The organism is Aquibium pacificum (genome assembly GCF_040839445.1).
Taxonomy (GTDB): Bacteria; Pseudomonadota; Alphaproteobacteria; order Rhizobiales; family Rhizobiaceae; genus Aquibium; species Aquibium pacificus.
Genome location: NZ_JBDPGJ010000003.1, coordinates 703,718 through 718,796, shown reverse-complemented (window position 1 = coordinate 718,796; position 15,079 = coordinate 703,718). Strand labels below are relative to the sequence as shown.

Here is a 15,079-nt window from a genome sequence, read left to right as displayed (position 1 = left end):
ATCAATGGAGGTTTGTGTTAAAGCGGGGCGTTAACTTCGCGTTAAGCTTAATGGCGGCCGAGCCTCTGTCGGCTTGCGGCTCGACTTGACAGACATGCGTCATCTCGATGTGCGTCGGGGTCGCGCGGCTCGTCGACGATGTCGCAAACAGGCTGCAACACCGACGCCGCGCCGCCTTATAGTCCGCGCCCGGAAGACATCGGGAGTGGCGGACAATGGCAGGGTTTCCGGCAAGGGCGAAGGTCGTCATCATCGGCTTGGGCGGGATCGTGGGCGCCTCGGTGGCGCACCACCTGATAGGGCGCGGCTGGGACGACATCGTGGGCATCGACAAGTCCTCGATCCCGACCGACATCGGCTCGACCGCGCATGCGTCGGACTTCTGCTACACGACCAGCCACGACTTCCTGTCGTGCTGGACGACGCTCTACTCGATCGATTTCTACGAGAAGATGGGCCACTACGCCCGCGTCGGCGGGCTGGAGGTGGCGCGCGTCGGCGACGATGCCCGCATGGAGGAGATCAAACGCAAGGTCGCCTCGGCCAAGGCCTTCGGCACGCGCGCCCGGCTGATCGGACCGGCCGAGATCAAGGAGAAATTCCCGCTGATCGAGGAGGGTATGGTGCAGGGCGGGATGTGGGATCCCGATGCGGGGCTGGTCATCCCGCGGTCGCAGACGGTGGCGGGCAAGCTCGTCGACCAGGCGGAAGCCAGCGGAAAGCTCCGGGCTTTCGCCAATACCCCCGCGAAGTCGCTGGTGATCGAGAACGGTCGCATCAAGGGCGTCGTCACCGACCGTGGCACGATCGAGGCCGACCATGTCGTGGTCTGCGCCGGCATCTGGGGACGCCTGATCGCCGAAATGGCGGGCGAGGACCTGCCTGTGATGCCGATCGACCATCCGCTGACCTTCTTCGGCCCCTACACCGAGTTCGCCGGCACCGGCAAGGAGATCGGCTGGCCGCTCATGCGCGACCAGGGCAACTCCGCCTATATGCGCGACACCGGCGACCCGAAGACCGCCGAGGGCGGGCAGATCGAGTGGGGCTACTACGAGGAGACCAATCCGCGGCTCTGCCACCCGCGCGACATCCTGGAGAAGCACGAGTCGCGCCTGTCGCCCTCGCAGCGGGACCTCGACATGGAGCAGATCATGGAGCCGCTGGAGCGGGCCATGGAGCTCACCCCGATCCTTGGCGAACTCGGCTACAACGAGAGCCATTCCTTCAACGGGCTGCTGCAGGTGACGACCGACGGCGGACCGTCCGCCGGCGAAAGCCAGAAGGCGAGGGGGCTCTGGTACGCGGTGGCCGTGTGGGTCAAGGACGGCCCGGCCATGGGCAAGCTGATTGCCGACTGGATGACCGACGGGCGCACCGAAATCGACCACCACCAGATCGACTACGCGCGCTTCTATCCGCACCAGACGAAGGAGCAGTTCATCTGGGATCGCTGCACCGAGACGGCGATGAAGGTCTACAACCCGGCCGTGCATCCGCGCGAGCCCTTCTCCAAGGGACGCGACGTGCGGCGCTCGCCCTTCTGGGAGCGCGAGAAGGCGCTCGGCGGCCATTTCATGGAGCTCGGCGGCTGGGAGCGGGCACACGGCTATGCCGCAAACGAGCATCTGCTCGAGAAATACGGGAACCGCGTTCCGGTGCGCGAAAATGAGTGGGACAACCGCCACTTCTGGCGCGTCTCCAATGCCGAGCATCTGGAGATGACAGAGAACGCCGGCATCGTGAACCTGTCGCACTTCGCCATGTACGACGTGGAGGGACCGGACCATGTCGCGCTGATGGAGTGGCTGTGCGCGGCGAGGATCGGCGGCGACGCCAACATCGGCAAGGGCATCTACACCCACTTCCTCGACGACGAGGGCATGGTGCGCGCCGATCTGACGGTGATCCGCATGGCCGACCGCTGCCGCGTGATCGACGGGGCGGACGCCGGTCCGCGCGACTTCCACTACATGCGCCGCGTCGCCGAGGACAAGGGCTTCGACGTCACCGTCACCGACGTCACGGAGAAATACGTCGCGATCGGCATCTGGGGGCCGAATGCGCGGGCCACGCTGCAAAAGGTGGTGGAGGATCCCGAGGCACTGTCGCAGGAGATTTTTCCCTTCGCCGCGATCAAGCCGATCCGAATCGCCGGAAAGGACGTCACCGCCTTCCGCATCTCCTATGTGGGCGAGCAGGGCTGGGAACTGCACATGGCCTACGAGGACGGGGTCGCGGTGTGGGACGTGCTGCGCTCCACCGGCGTCATGGCGTTCGGCGTGGAGACCTACGCCAACTCGCGCCGCATGGAAAAGAGCCTGCGCCTGCAGAACGCAGACCTTCTGACCGAGTACAACCTTCTGGAAGCCGACCTGGCGCGGCCGAAGGTCAAGGAGGCGGATTTCCGCGGCAAGGCGAAGCACCTCGAATACCGCGCCCGCGACCACCAGCCAGCGATGCTGTGCACGCTGGTGATGACCGACAACGTCGATTCCAATGGCGTGGCGCGCTATCCGGTCGGCATCATGCCGGTACTCGACCCGGAGACGGGCGAGACGCTGGTCGACGAACTCGGCCGCCGCTCCTTCACCACGTCCGTCGCCTACGGGCCGACGCTGGGCAAGAACATCGCGCTCGCCTACCTGCCCTGGGCCTTTTGCCAGGAAGGCCGGAAATTGGAGGTCGAGTATTTCGGCGAGACCTATCCGGTGGAAGTGGCGGCCGTGGGCTACAGGCCGCTCTACGATCCGGAGAACCTCAAGCCGCGCAGCTGATCGAGGCTCCTATCGCGACGTCGCGAGCGTGTAGCTGGCGACGGCGAAGAAGCCGCCGAGCGCGGCCTCCACCCATCGGCGGAAGCGGAAATAGACGCGACGCACCGGTCCGGACGACAGGAGCAGCGCGTAGCCTCCGTGGCCGATGAAGGAATTGACGAAGGCGCCTGCGATGAAGATCGCGATCACGTAGGCCGGCGCGTTTCCGACCCCGCCGACGCTGGCAATCGCCAGCCAGAAGAGGATCGCCTTCGGATTGGTGATCTGGAGCGTGAAGCCGGTGAGGCCGGCCCGCCACGCGCTCACCGACGGCACCTCTCTCATGTGAAGTTCGGGCGCGTTGATGGCGTTGCGGAAGGCCTTCCAGGCCAGCCACAGCAGATAGGCGGCGCCGATGAAGCGGATCGCCGTCATGAAGGCCGCGACTTCGGCGAAGATCGCCGTGATGCCGAGGACCGTCGCAGTGGCGAGGACGATCGAGCCGCAGGCAACGCCGAAGGCCGTCACCACCGCCGGCAACCGGCCCCGGCCGGTGGCGACGCCGAGGATCAGCATCACGCTCGGACCCGGCGCGAGGATGCCCATGGCCTGGATCGACCAGGCGAGAAGAAGCTGGGGAAGAAATTCGTTCATGGCGGGCACCGACCGGAAGGGAGAGAACGCCGGTGAAATCGTCCGGCAGGAGGTGATTATCCCGCTCCGGTCGCGCCGGACATGCGAAACTTGTCACTGTCCCAAGACCTGCTGACAGCATCGTGTCAGCAGACCGCGCGTGCCGGACAAAGCGATGCGCCGCGTCCTTAATCCGTTGCCAGAAAAGGCGGCAGCGGCGCCGAGTTGCCGTTCTGGCGAAACATCAGTTCGCGCGAATGTGAACGCGCATCGTCCCGCGCCGGCGGGGCGTCGCTTTCCAACGGCGGCTTTTTACCTATCATCGTCGGCGAGGGTCTTCCGGCGCAGGGCCTTGATCGCTCCGCGCCTTGCGGAACAACGCCGCCAGTGCCGAAGGCCTGCTGGATGGAGCAAGGCTGATGGACCACGATCCGAACGTCTCTTCGCCGGATGAACGCCGCCCCATCGGGCGCGCGTTGCGGGCTGCCGCGACCGGCCTCCTCTTCCTTCCGCTCGGATCCGCCGCCGCGTCCGCGCAGACCGCGACGCATCCCGAGGACGACGAGGTCGTCGACGTCGAACTCGTGCTCGCGGTCGACGTGTCGCTTTCCATGTCGCCGATGGAACTGGAGATCCAGCGCGACGGATATGCCGCCGCACTCGTGCACGAGAACGTCGTCCAGGCGATCCGCGACGGCGTACACGGCAAGATCGCGGTGACCTATTTCGAATGGGCAGGCGACTTCACGCAGCGCATCGTGGTTCCTTGGACCCGCATCGGGTCGCTGGGCGAGGCCGAGGCCTTCGTCGAGCAGATGACGGCCACGCCGCCGCGCAGCGCTCGTCGGACGTCGATCTCCGGCGGGCTGACCTTCGCCGAGGGCCTGTTCGAGGACAACGGATTTCGCGGCATGAAGCGGGTGATCGACATCTCCGGCGACGGACCGAACAACCAGGGCGCACAGGTCGACGTGACGCGCGACGGGATCGTGGAAAAGGGCATCACCATCAACGGCCTGCCGCTGATGACGCGCAGCGGCTTCTCGACCGTCTACGACGTGAAGGACCTCGACGTCTATTACGAGAACTGCGTGATCGGCGGGCCGGGAGCCTTCGTCATTCCGGTCAACGACTGGTCGCAGTTTCCCGAGGCGATCCGGCGCAAGCTGGTGCTGGAACTCGCCGGCCTCGTTCCCGCGCCACGCGAAAGGACCGGGCTGCCGGTGCAGCTGGTCGCCGCCACGGCGGACTACGACTGCCTGATCGGCGAGAAGATCTGGCAGAACCGCTCGCGCATATGGGAGAATTGAGGGGAAGCTGCGCCCTGGCGCAGGTGTTCTGGCCGGAACGCCGCGTATTGCAGGTTCAAGCCGCCAGCATCTGCTTGCGGTCGTTGCGTTCCTGTTGGGGGGAGCGGGCGTAGAGTTCGCGGTAGCATTTGGAGAAGTGCGAGGCGGAGACGAAGCCGCATGCAACGGCGACCTCGACCACCGGCAGCGAGGACTGGATCAGGAGGTGGCGCGCCCGGTCGAGGCGGACCTCCAGATAATAGCGCGCCGGGGAGCGGCCCATCTCCTGGCGGAACAGGCGCTCGATCTGGCGGCGCGAGAGGCCGACGCCATCGGCGATCTCGATCAGCGACAGGGGTTCCGAGAGGTTCGCCTCCATCAGTTCGATGATGCCGAGCACTTTCGAGTTCTGCACGCCGAGGCGGGCGCGCAGCGGCAGGCGCTGGCGGTCGGTGGGGCTGCGCACGCGGTCGGTCAGCATCTGCTCGCAGACTCGGTTGACCAGGAGTTCGTCGAAATCCTCGCCGATCAGCTTCAGCATCATGTCGAGCGAGGCCGTGCCGCCGGCGCAGGTGTAGATGTTCTGGTCGACCTCGAAGAGATCGGCGAACACGTTTGCCTTGGGAAATTTCTCCGAGAAGCCCGGGAGGTTTTCCCAGTGGATGGCGCAGCGCTTGTTGGAGAGCAGCCCGGCCGACGCCAGCACGTGGGCGCCGGTGCACAACCCGCCGACGGCAACGCCGCGATTGTACTCTTCGCGCAGCCAGGCGAACGCCGTGCGGTTGGAGTATTTCTCGACATCGATGCCGCTGCAGACCACCACCATTGAAGGGCGGTCCGGACCGCCCATCTTGCGGCGTTCCTCCTCGAGCGAGGTATCGACGGCGCATTCGACGCCGTTCGAGGCGCGGACCGGCCTTCCATCCGAACTCGCCAGCCGCCAGCGATAGGCATCGTGGCCGAGCATGCGGTTGGCGATCCGCAACGGTTCGAGGGCCGTGGCGAATGCGACCATGGTGAATTCGGGAATCAGAAAGAAGACCAGGGATCTCTTGACCGACGCTTTGGCGTTCACTTTCTGCCCCGCGAGAACCGAGTGATTGGCCGGCGATCAGATGTCGCTTTCAGGAAAAATTGTCATCCGGAATGGCCGGCACTGTCAACGGTTCGCAAGCGCGGCGGGAACAAATAAACCTTCGTTTCGAACGCGGGTGCGTGCGCAGCCTCAATAGCAAGGCACCCGCGGGACCGGTCCGGTCCGCGGGCGCTTCATTCCACCAGTTCCGATGTATCGTTCTATCAGCCGAGCGTGTAGCCGAGGCGGGCGGCAGCCACCGCACCGGTCTGGCCGGGCATGGTGCGGCCGAGGCGCTGGCGCTCGAGTTCCGTCCCGATGGTGGACGGACGGCGGGTGAACATGCGGGCAAGAAACTTCATGATGATCTCCATGCAAACGGGGTTTCGCGGGTCGTCCTTCGCGCAATGGAGCGGGCGGCTCGTGTGAGGCTCATATAGGCTTCGCGGTGGGGTTCGGCACCCGGAAATGCGAAGCGGAACGCATGAAATGCGACATCGCTCAAATCGGGTCCTTCCGGCCGAAAAGCCTATTAATTACAGTCGATTGAAGAGTTGCATGCCGGCCGGCGCTGGCGCAATTGCGCCATCTTGCGGGTCTGCTGGCCGGACATGCCGCCGGCGCGGCGTCATCCGCGTCGGCAGCATCGTTTCGGTCGGATCATGTCAGTGCCTGGACCAGTCATGGCTGACGGGGCGGCCGATCTGCGCCGTGAAGCTATCGGGCCAGCCGATATCCTTGCGCAGTTCGGCGGGCATGGCGCCGATCATTCTTTCGGTGCGTGCGATTTCGCGACGCTGCCTGTATTCGCGGGCCAGGTGGCCTATGGTTCCGATGATGGACATTGTCTTCTCCTTGATTTCGGCGGGACCGACGATCCTGCCTTTTCGATGCTTCAGCTAAGTCTTTCGTGTTTCGGTTCGACTGCGTCAGAAGCGTGGATGGTTTCGGAACGGGCGGTCGCGCTGAAACGCGGTGCGCCGTTCGAGGTGCTGCTCCGGAACGCGGTTCCCGGTGCGGGACGAGGGATCGTGGAAGCGGGTGAGGCCCTCCACGAACAGGCTATAAGCTGTGACGGGTAGCATGAGCGGGGCTCCTTCTCGTCTGTGTTTTCCCTTGCGACAGCTTGACTTTGCGCCAGTCTCATAGTTCAATCAATCGAAATGTAATGATCTCATGGATCAATCAATCTGAACGGAACCTACCATGAACGCACCGCTCAATCATCCCATGCCGCTGCTCGAACTCGACGTGCTGCGGACCTTCGTCGCGATCGCCGATACGGGCTCGTTCACGGTCGCGGCCTCGGCCGTGTTCCGCACGCCGTCGGCGGTGTCCATGCAGATCAAGAAGCTGGAGGAACAGCTCGGGCGCTCCGTCTTCCGGCGCGACGCGCGCGCGGTGTCGCTGACCATCGACGGCGAGATGCTGCTTGGCTATGCGCGGCGCATGCTGGCGATCAATCGCGAGGCGGTGGCGAAATTCATCGTGCCGGACATCAGCGGCGTGGTGCGGCTGGGTTCGCCGGACGATTACGGCGAGCGGGTGCTGCCGACCGTGCTCAAGCGCTTCGCGCAGTCGCACCCCTCGATCGCGGTCGACGTCGTCATCGACCAGAGCGCCAGCCTGCGGCGGCGCCTCGAGGACAGGCGGCTCGACATTACGCTGATGACCAACTCTTTCAAGACGCTCGCGCCCGATGCCGAGGTGCTGCTGACGGAGCCGATCGTATGGGCGGGCGCCAAGGGGGGATGCGCGCACATGCGCGAGCCGCTGCCGGTGTCGCTCTGGGAAGAAGGCTGCGCCTGGCGCGCCGGTGCGCTCGAGGCGCTCGGACGGGGGGGCAGGGAGTACCGGGTCGCCTACATGAGCGCCCACACGGCCGGGCAGCGCTCGGCCATCCTGGCCGACCTCGCCGTGGCGCCGCTGCCGAAGTCCTTCGTCGCGGGCGATCTTGTGGTTCTGGGGGAAGAAGACGGGCTGCCCGACATCGGCTCCTACAACCTAGTCATGGTCGTAGCGCCCGATGCCTCGGCGCCGGTGCTTGCAGCGGCGGACCACATCAGGGCGACCTTCGAGGCGTTCAGGGAGACCGGGCGGTTCTGATAAGGCGCGGTCCGCCTATTCGGCGGGCAGGACCGCGACGGTTGCCGCGGCGGGAGCGCGGGCGGGTTTCGGCAACTCGTGCTTGCGCAGGAATTCGACGATGCGGTCCTTCGCGCGGCGCGCCTCGATGGTCTCGATCAGCGGCCAGACGTGGTACATGCCCTCTTCGACGACGAGTTCCACGTCGACACCGGCCTCCAGCGCCGCCTCGGCGAAACCCATCGTGCCCGAGCAGAGCAGGTCGCGCGTGCTGGTGAAGATCAGGGTCTTCGGCAGCACCGACAGGTCGCCGTAGCGCGGGCTGATGCGCCAGTCCTTCACGTCGATGCCGGCGCAGTAGATCCTGATCGCCTCCTCGCCGCCCGGCACATCGAGCCAGGGATCCCGGCAGGCCGCCTCGGTCATGGCCTCGGTCGCCGCCATGTCGAGGCCCGGCGAAATGAGGACGTGGCAGCCGGGCAGCGGCAGGCGCTTTTCCGCCGCCATCATCGTCAGTACGACCGCCATGTTGCCGCCGGCGGAATCGCCCATGAACACGACGTCGCTCGCCCTGGTCTGGCCGAGCACGGAGCGGTAGGTCGCCATGGCCATGCGGAACATGTCGTGGAAGTCATGCTCCGGGGCGAGGGGATAGATCGGCACGGTGACGCGCGCGCCGGTGCGCTCCGCGACATCGGCGATCAGCTTCCAGTGATAGCTTGTGATCTCGAAGCAGTAGGCCCCGCCGTGGAAATACACGATGTGGCTCGCCGAGCGCTGCCCGGGGACGACGTCGTAGACCGGATGGCCGTCGATCTCACGCCGTGTGATCGCCACGCGGCGCGCCACCGAAGCCGGCGGCAGATGGATCTGCCGCTGCCTCGACCGGGCAATCCAGTCGTGCAGCCCCTGGGCGCTCGCGAACCCCTTCTTGCGGGTGAGCTTCAGATAATGACCAACCAGACGGCTCTTCAGGCTCGGCATCGACATTCCGATCGCTACGGGATCAATCAAGACCCCTCCGCGGAAATCGTCAAGCCCGATCAATATCCTGGACGGCAGCCGGCTTCCGACGAAAGGCTTCCGTCAAACGACGACGGTCAGCTTCGGTTCCGGCGCGCCGCCCGTTCCTCGCGCGACCTGCGCCGCGGCGTCGCCTCGTCTCCGGCGTCATCGCCGCGCGGCGAATGCTCGGGCAGCGCGACCGCCGCCGCCAGGTGCGGGAACGAATCCACCTTGTTGGGCAGCGCCATGGCGTTGACGAAATGCTGCTGGAAGCGCGGCTCGAGCGCCGTCTCGATCTTGTCGATACGGCGCACCGTCGCCTCGATCTCGCGGCGGTAGTCTCTGTTGAGCAAAGCCATCAGGGCGCCCGTGCCTGCGGCGTTGCCCACCGCCTTGACCTCCGACAGGTCGCAGTCGGGGATGAGCCCCAGAACCATTGCGTATTTCGGATCGATGAAGGATCCGAATGCGCCGGCGAGCCGGATCGTGTCGACGTGGTCGACGCCGAGCTTTTCCATCAGGAGTTTGATTCCCGCATAGAGCGCCGACTTGGCGAGCTGGATGGCGCGCACGTCGTTCTGGGTGACGGAGATCTCCTGCTTGCCGGCATGCAGGAGATAGGAATAGGTGCGGCCGGTCTGGCGGATGCGGTGGGTCCGCGCCGCCAGGCTCCCGTCCACGACGCCGTCCTCGGAGATGATGCCCGCGAGGAACATCTCGGCCACGACCTCTATGATGGCCGAGCCGCAGATGCCCGTGATGCCAAGCCGCTCGGCATCGGCGTCGAAACCGGGCTCGTCGGACCACAAGTCGGAGCCGATGATCTTGAAGCGCGGCTCCAGCGTGGCGGGATCGATGCGCACGCGCTCGATGGCGCCGGGTGCTGCGCGCTGGCCGGACGAGATCTCGGCGCCCTCGAAAGCGGGCCCGGTGGGCGAGGAGGCGGCCACGATGCGGTTGCGGTTGCCCAGCACGATCTCGGCATTGGTGCCGACGTCGACGAGCAGCATCATGCGGTCTTGGCGGTGCGGGCCCTCCGAAAGCGTGGCGCCGGCCGCGTCGGCCCCGACATGGCCGGCGATGCAGGGCAGCATGTAGATGCGCGCGCCGGTGTTGATGCCGAGGCCCAGATCGCTCGCCCAGGTGTGGACCGACCCGGAGACGGCGAGCGCGAAGGGCGCCTGGCCGAGTTCGGTCGGGTCGATGCCGAGGAACAGGTGGTGCATGATCGGATTGCCGACGATCACTGCGTCCAGCACGTTGCCGGGATCGACGCCGCCCTCCGCGCAGACCTTGCGCGTGAGCTCAGTGACGGCGTCCCGCACCGCCCTGGTCATCTGCTCGCGGCCCTCGGGATTCATCATCACGTAGGAGACGCGGCTCATCAGATCCTCGCCGAAGCGGATCTGCGGGTTCTGCATGCCGGACGACGCGACGATGCGCCCCGACAGCAGGGAGACCAGGTGCATGGCGATGGTGGTCGAGCCAATGTCGCAGGCGATGCCGTAGGCCTCGTTGTGCAGGCCGGGCCAGAGCGCGATGATGTTGGGCCGCGAGGCCTCGAGGTCGCGGTGGATCGCGGCGGTGACGCCCCAGTTGCCCTTGCGCAGGATTCCCTGGACCTGCGGGATTAGATACTGCGAGACGAGCAGATTGTCCCAGCCCCAGTCCTTGTCCAGCATCACCTTCAACCGGTCGAGATCGCCGAGCGGCTTGTGCATGTCGGGCTCGTCCACCTCAACATAGCAGAGCTGTACGGCAGGGTTGCGCTCGATGATGCGGTCGATCGCCGACTTGCGCACCACCTGGGCGTTGATGACGGTGTCCTGGGGCACGTCGATGACGAGGTCGCCCTGGATCGTGGCGGAGCAGGAGAGGCGGCGGCCTTCGGCCAGCCCGCGGACCCTCTCGTAGCGTTCCTCCTTCGGACCCTTGGCCGAGATGTGATCGTTGGACGAGACGATCTTGTGCTTGGCGAAGCTGCCTTCCTGCACCACGATCTGGCAACGCCCGCAGGTCGCGCGGCCGCCGCAGACGCTCTCCACGTAGACGCCGAGCGAGCGGGCGGCATCGAGCACGGGCGTGCCGACCGGAAAGCGCCCGCGCTTGCCGGAGGGCATGAACAGGACGAGGGGGTCGGTCATGTTTGGCGGTGGGTTCAATTCAGTGCGTCCTTCGAGGCTCGCCCGCAAAGGCTGGTGGACAACCGCGCATATGGGTGCGGGCTCGCTCCTCAGGATGAGGGAGTTCGGTGGCTGGCACGCCAATCGCGTAGATCGCGCCGTTACCCGGATCCTCAAGCCTGCGACGGCCGCACAACGGAACTCCCTCATCCTGAGGTGCGAGCCCGCACGATCTTTCCAAATTAATGCACAAATCCGCGCGGGCGAGCCTCGAAGGACGCACAACCCCGTTGCACCGCGGCGCGATCGGAGTTTTTGTCATCCGATGACTTTCGAGATGACGGTCTACATGCTGCGCTGCGCGGACGGGTCCTACTACGTCGGTTCGACGAAGCAGGAGGTCGAGGCGCGGGTCTGGGAACACAACAATCTCCCGGTGGACGGATACACCGCGCGCCGCCGGCCCGTCGTGCTCGTGTTTACCGAGACCTACGACCGGATCACCGATGCCATCGCGCGCGAGCGGCAGATCAAGGGCTGGTCCAGACGCAAGAAGGAAGCGCTGATCGCTCTTTCCTACGAATCCCTGCCCGCGCTGTCGAGGCGAGGCCATCTGGTTCCTCCGCGCACTTAGCCGGGTTCGTGCGTCCTTCGAGGCTCGCTTTGCTCGCGCCTCAGGATGAGGGCGTTCCGTGGGGGCGGCAGCGGTGGCTGTTTCAGTGCGTCCTTCGAGGCTCGCCCTCGCAGGACGTTGGATAGCCGTGCAACCGCGTGCGGGCTCGCACCTCAGGATGAGGGAGTTTGGTGGCGCCTCGAGATCACGGAGTTTGGTGGGGCGGCTTCTGCAGTCCTGAGGATTTGGGGGACGGCACGATCCACGCGGTTGGCGTGACAACCACCGAACGCCCTCATCCTGAGGTGCGAGCCCGCACGATCTCGCCAGGTTCATGCAAGAACCTGCGCGGGCGAGCCTCGAAGGACGCACCAATTCAAAATCATCCCCGCGCCATCCTGGCTTCGCGTCCGCCGCGGCGGCGGCCGCCGCCGGCGCTGGCGTCTCCGGGCGCATTGACCTGAACCGGGGCGGGGGCGTGGACCTCGCCGGGCTTGTAGTCCTTGTAGGTCTTGATCCAGGTGGTGCAGTCCCTGTCGGTGCCGGCGAGCACGTTAGCGCCGCGGACGGCCTCCATCTCCTGCGGGCGGCAGGGGTTCATGATGGCCGAAGTCATTCCGGCGCCGATGACCATGGGGATGAAGGCGGCGTTGATGCCGTGGCGGTGCGGCAGGCCGAAGGAGATGTTGGAGAGGCCGCAGGTCGTGTTGACCTTCAGTTCCTCGCGCAGGCGGCGAAGCAGGGCGAAGACCTGGCGGCCCGCGTCGCCCAGCGCGCCGATCGGCATGACCAGCGGATCGACCACGACGTCGTGCGCGGGAATGCCGAAATCGGCGCAGCGCTCTACGATCTTCTTTGCGACAGCGAAGCGCACGTCCGGATCCATCGAGATGCCGGTCTCGTCGTTGGAGATGGCAACGACCGGCACATTGTACTTCTTCACCAGCGGCAGGATGGCTTCCAGCTTCTCCTCCTCGCCGGTGACGGAATTGACCAGCGGGCGGCCCTTGGCGACTTTCAGCGCGGCCTCGATGGCGGCCGACACCGAACTGTCGATCGACAGCGGCAGGTCGACGAGGTTCTGGACGATCTCCAGCGTCTGCACGAGCAGGGCGGGTTCGGTGGCGTTGGGGTCGACCGCGGTGACGCCTGCGTTGACGTCGAGCATGGTGGCGCCCGCGGCGGCCTGCTCCAGCGCGTCCTTGATCACCGTCTCGAAATTGCCGGCGACCATCTCGGCGGCGAGCTTCTTGCGGCCGGTCGGGTTGATCCGCTCGCCGATGACGCAGAAGGGCTGGTCGAAGCCGATGATGATTTCCCTGGTCGCGGAGGCGACGATCGTGCGGGTCATGTTCAAACTCTCCGTGCGTGCGTGACGCGGTTTATGGTTCTACGGTTCGGGGACGCGAGTTCTCTATCCGGCAGCCTGCCGGACCAGGTCGCCCGGCGACTGGGCATCTTCCTCGTGCAGGATGCGGTCGAGCTTCTCGGCGACGCGCGCGTCGTCGGCGCCGGCCTCGCGGCGCCATGGGCGGCGGCCCTTGAGCACGCCGGACTCGTCGACGATCTCGGCTACGAACTCCTCCTGCCGGTAGGCCATCACATGGATGCCGGAGACGCCCTCGATCTCCTTCACCTCGTTGATGATATCGATGCAGATCCGCTTGCCTTCCTTCTTCTGGTCGGCAGCACCCTCCAGCCGCGCGATGACGGCATCGGGGATGTGGACGCCCGGCACGTTGGCGCGCATCCATTTAGCGGTGCGGGCGGAGGCGAGCGGGCCGACGCCGCACAGGATGAAGCAGTTCTGGACCAGCCCGAGGTCGCGCACGCGCTTCATGTATTCGCAGAACATCGGCACGTCGTAGCAATACTGGCTCTGCACGAACTGAGCCCCCGCGGCGATCTTCTTGGCCAGCCGGTGCGGCCGGAAATCGAACGGTGGCGCGAACGGATTGATCGCCGCGCCGAGGAAGACTTCCGGGGGCGAGGTGAGCTTGCGGCCGGACAGGAACTTCCGTTCGTCGCGCATGATGCGGATGGTTTCCAGAAGCGACATGCAGTCGAGATCGAAGACCGGCTTGGCGCCGGGCTGGTCGCCTGCCTGCACGCCGTCGCCTGTCAGGCACAGGATGTTGCCGACCCCCATGGCGGCGGCCCCGAGCACGTCGCCCTGGATGGCGATGCGGTTTCGGTCGCGGCACGAGATCTGCATGATCGGCGCGAAGCCCATGCGGGTGAGCAGCGCGCAGATGCCGACCGAGGACATGTGGCAGTTGGCGCCCGAGGCATCGACGGCGTTGATGCCGTCGACCCAGCCTTCGAAGATCGCCGCCCTTTCGTAGACGTCCTGAGCGTTGGCGCTGTCGGGCGGATTCAGCTCCGCCGTGACCGCGAATTCGCCGCGCCGCAGCACCCGTTCGAGCCGGCCGCGCGAAGAGTGGCCGGGCAGGGGGTCGAGCGGCAGGTCGATGCCGGCCGGGTTCTGGTCGCGCAGGCTCATGCCGGTTCGCTCGCCTTCTCGCGCTGCGCCGCCGCGCGCGCGGTGACCCGAAGCCAGGCGGACGTCTCGCGCAGCGACTGGTCGACCGGCTTCTGTACGGCCAGGATGGCGTCGCCCTTGACCATGTTGCGGGAGCCTTCCCACGCCTTGACCCAGACGCAGGGCATGTCGGGCTCGACCTCGCAATTGCCGTTGGCACGCACGCCGCCGCACGGCCCGTTGCGAAGCTGCTTGGGGCAGTTCATCGGACACGACATGCCGGTGGAGGAGAGCACGCACTGGCCGCACATGCGGCAGTCGAACATGAAACCCTTGACGCGCTTTTCGACAAACTTGACCGGCGCTTCCACGCGTCCGTAGCCGATCCCCTTCCAGAGAGGATGCAAGAGAAGGAAGAGGTCGGCGAAGCGGGCGTAGAACCATTCCAGCGCACGGGAATGGCGCACAGACCAGAGGCGCACGGAATAGCGGCGCTGGACGCGGCGTTGCGGCGAGACGTCGGACGGCTTGTAGTCCGTCTTGGGCGCGGTCTTCTTGACGATCGACGCCTGGGTCACGCCCGCGGCGGCCGTCGGCGGCAGCGCTTGCGGCGCGGCGCCGGCCGGCCCCTTCGCGGTGGTCGAGCCCGTCGGGCGGTCAGTGCTTGTCATGGCCGCCCGCCTTGGCCAGGGCGACCAGACGATCGCGGTCGAACGCGGCTTCGATCGCCGCCGTCGCCTTGTCGGCCTCGGCTTCGAGATCGTCGCCGACCGGCACCGGGTCGGCCTTGCGCCATTCGGCCAGATAGTCTCCGCTCTCGGCCGCGCCGGAGCGCATGGCTGCCATGTCGATCGCTTCGGTGAAGCGCAGCGACAGTTCGCGCTTGGCGTTGGCGCGGCCCTTCTTCACGATGACCTGCGCGGGGATGTCCCGCCAGTAGACGACGATCAGATCGGCCATCGGCCATGCTCCGCACCTGGGTGTTGACCGAGCATTGCCGTAACCGCGTCCGGGCCGC

15 protein-coding genes are annotated in these 15,079 nt (G+C 66.1%); 4 read left to right on the top strand and 11 right to left on the bottom strand.

Features of this window, described 5'->3' with window-relative positions; genetic code table 11:
- Nucleotides 1-215 precede the first annotated feature (215 nt).
- Nucleotides 216-2,777, top strand: a complete 2,562-nt coding sequence (locus tag ABGN05_RS15940; protein ID WP_367955017.1) for a GcvT family protein — start codon at nt 216-218, stop codon at nt 2,775-2,777.
- Nucleotides 2,778-2,786: 9 nt separating this feature from the next.
- Here ABGN05_RS15940 and ABGN05_RS15935 read toward each other — a convergent pair whose 3' ends face one another.
- Entirely contained in the window at nt 2,787-3,410 is a 624-nt protein-coding gene (locus ABGN05_RS15935) for a LysE family translocator (RefSeq protein WP_367955016.1), read from the bottom strand.
- A gap of 398 nt (nt 3,411-3,808) precedes the next feature.
- Between ABGN05_RS15935 and ABGN05_RS15930 the strand changes: the two genes are divergently transcribed.
- Nucleotides 3,809-4,699, top strand: a complete 891-nt coding sequence (locus ABGN05_RS15930; protein WP_367955015.1) for a DUF1194 domain-containing protein — start codon at nt 3,809-3,811, stop codon at nt 4,697-4,699.
- 55 nt (nt 4,700-4,754) lie between these two features.
- Here ABGN05_RS15930 and ABGN05_RS15925 read toward each other — a convergent pair whose 3' ends face one another.
- The 4 genes from ABGN05_RS15925 to ABGN05_RS15910 all read right to left on the bottom strand — a co-directional run bounded on the left by ABGN05_RS15925 (nt 4,755) and on the right by ABGN05_RS15910 (nt 6,838).
- Nucleotides 4,755-5,693 (bottom strand): GlxA family transcriptional regulator, encoded by a 939-nt coding sequence (locus ABGN05_RS15925; RefSeq protein ID WP_373695945.1) that lies wholly within the window; start codon nt 5,691-5,693, stop codon nt 4,755-4,757.
- A gap of 284 nt (nt 5,694-5,977) precedes the next feature.
- Entirely contained in the window at nt 5,978-6,115 is a 138-nt protein-coding gene (locus ABGN05_RS15920; RefSeq protein WP_367955013.1) for a hypothetical protein, read from the bottom strand.
- Nucleotides 6,116-6,418: 303 nt separating this feature from the next.
- Nucleotides 6,419-6,598 (bottom strand): hypothetical protein, encoded by a 180-nt coding sequence (locus ABGN05_RS15915; protein WP_367955012.1) that lies wholly within the window; start codon nt 6,596-6,598, stop codon nt 6,419-6,421.
- Between the two features lie 84 nt (nt 6,599-6,682).
- Nucleotides 6,683-6,838: a hypothetical protein gene (locus ABGN05_RS15910; protein WP_367955011.1), complete on the bottom strand. Its 156-nt coding sequence runs from the start codon at nt 6,836-6,838 to the stop codon at nt 6,683-6,685.
- Between the two features lie 121 nt (nt 6,839-6,959).
- Here ABGN05_RS15910 and ABGN05_RS15905 point away from each other — a divergent pair, with 121 nt between their 5' ends.
- Nucleotides 6,960-7,859 (top strand): LysR substrate-binding domain-containing protein, encoded by a 900-nt coding sequence (locus ABGN05_RS15905; protein WP_367955010.1) that lies wholly within the window; start codon nt 6,960-6,962, stop codon nt 7,857-7,859.
- A 15-nt stretch (nt 7,860-7,874) separates the two neighbouring features.
- Here ABGN05_RS15905 and ABGN05_RS15900 read toward each other — a convergent pair whose 3' ends face one another.
- A complete protein-coding gene (locus ABGN05_RS15900) occupies nt 7,875-8,852 on the bottom strand; it encodes an alpha/beta hydrolase (RefSeq protein ID WP_367955009.1) in 978 nt (325 codons plus the stop codon).
- Nucleotides 8,853-8,938: 86 nt separating this feature from the next.
- The gene (locus ABGN05_RS15895) at nt 8,939-10,987 is read right to left on the bottom strand and encodes an ASKHA domain-containing protein (protein WP_367955147.1); all 2,049 of its coding nucleotides are present in this window, start codon (nt 10,985-10,987) and stop codon (nt 8,939-8,941) included.
- A gap of 304 nt (nt 10,988-11,291) precedes the next feature.
- Between ABGN05_RS15895 and ABGN05_RS15890 the strand changes: the two genes are divergently transcribed.
- Nucleotides 11,292-11,600 carry a GIY-YIG nuclease family protein gene (locus ABGN05_RS15890; protein ID WP_367955008.1) on the top strand — a complete coding sequence of 103 codons (309 nt, stop codon included), beginning with the start codon at nt 11,292-11,294 and terminating at the stop codon, nt 11,598-11,600.
- Between the two features lie 361 nt (nt 11,601-11,961).
- Here ABGN05_RS15890 and ABGN05_RS15885 read toward each other — a convergent pair whose 3' ends face one another.
- The 4 genes from ABGN05_RS15885 to ABGN05_RS15870 all read right to left on the bottom strand — a co-directional run bounded on the left by ABGN05_RS15885 (nt 11,962) and on the right by ABGN05_RS15870 (nt 15,021).
- Entirely contained in the window at nt 11,962-12,930 is a 969-nt protein-coding gene (locus ABGN05_RS15885; RefSeq protein ID WP_367955007.1) for a methyltetrahydrofolate cobalamin methyltransferase, read from the bottom strand.
- 63 nt (nt 12,931-12,993) lie between these two features.
- Nucleotides 12,994-14,082 (bottom strand): methylenetetrahydrofolate reductase, encoded by a 1,089-nt coding sequence (locus ABGN05_RS15880; protein ID WP_367955006.1) that lies wholly within the window; start codon nt 14,080-14,082, stop codon nt 12,994-12,996.
- A complete protein-coding gene (locus ABGN05_RS15875; RefSeq protein WP_367955005.1) occupies nt 14,079-14,732 on the bottom strand; it encodes a methylenetetrahydrofolate reductase C-terminal domain-containing protein in 654 nt (217 codons plus the stop codon). The genes ABGN05_RS15880 and ABGN05_RS15875 overlap by 4 nt, the downstream gene beginning before the upstream one ends.
- Nucleotides 14,719-15,021 carry a virulence factor gene (locus tag ABGN05_RS15870; protein ID WP_367955004.1) on the bottom strand — a complete coding sequence of 101 codons (303 nt, stop codon included), beginning with the start codon at nt 15,019-15,021 and terminating at the stop codon, nt 14,719-14,721. The genes ABGN05_RS15875 and ABGN05_RS15870 overlap by 14 nt, the downstream gene beginning before the upstream one ends.
- Between the last annotated feature and the right edge of the window lie 58 nt (nt 15,022-15,079).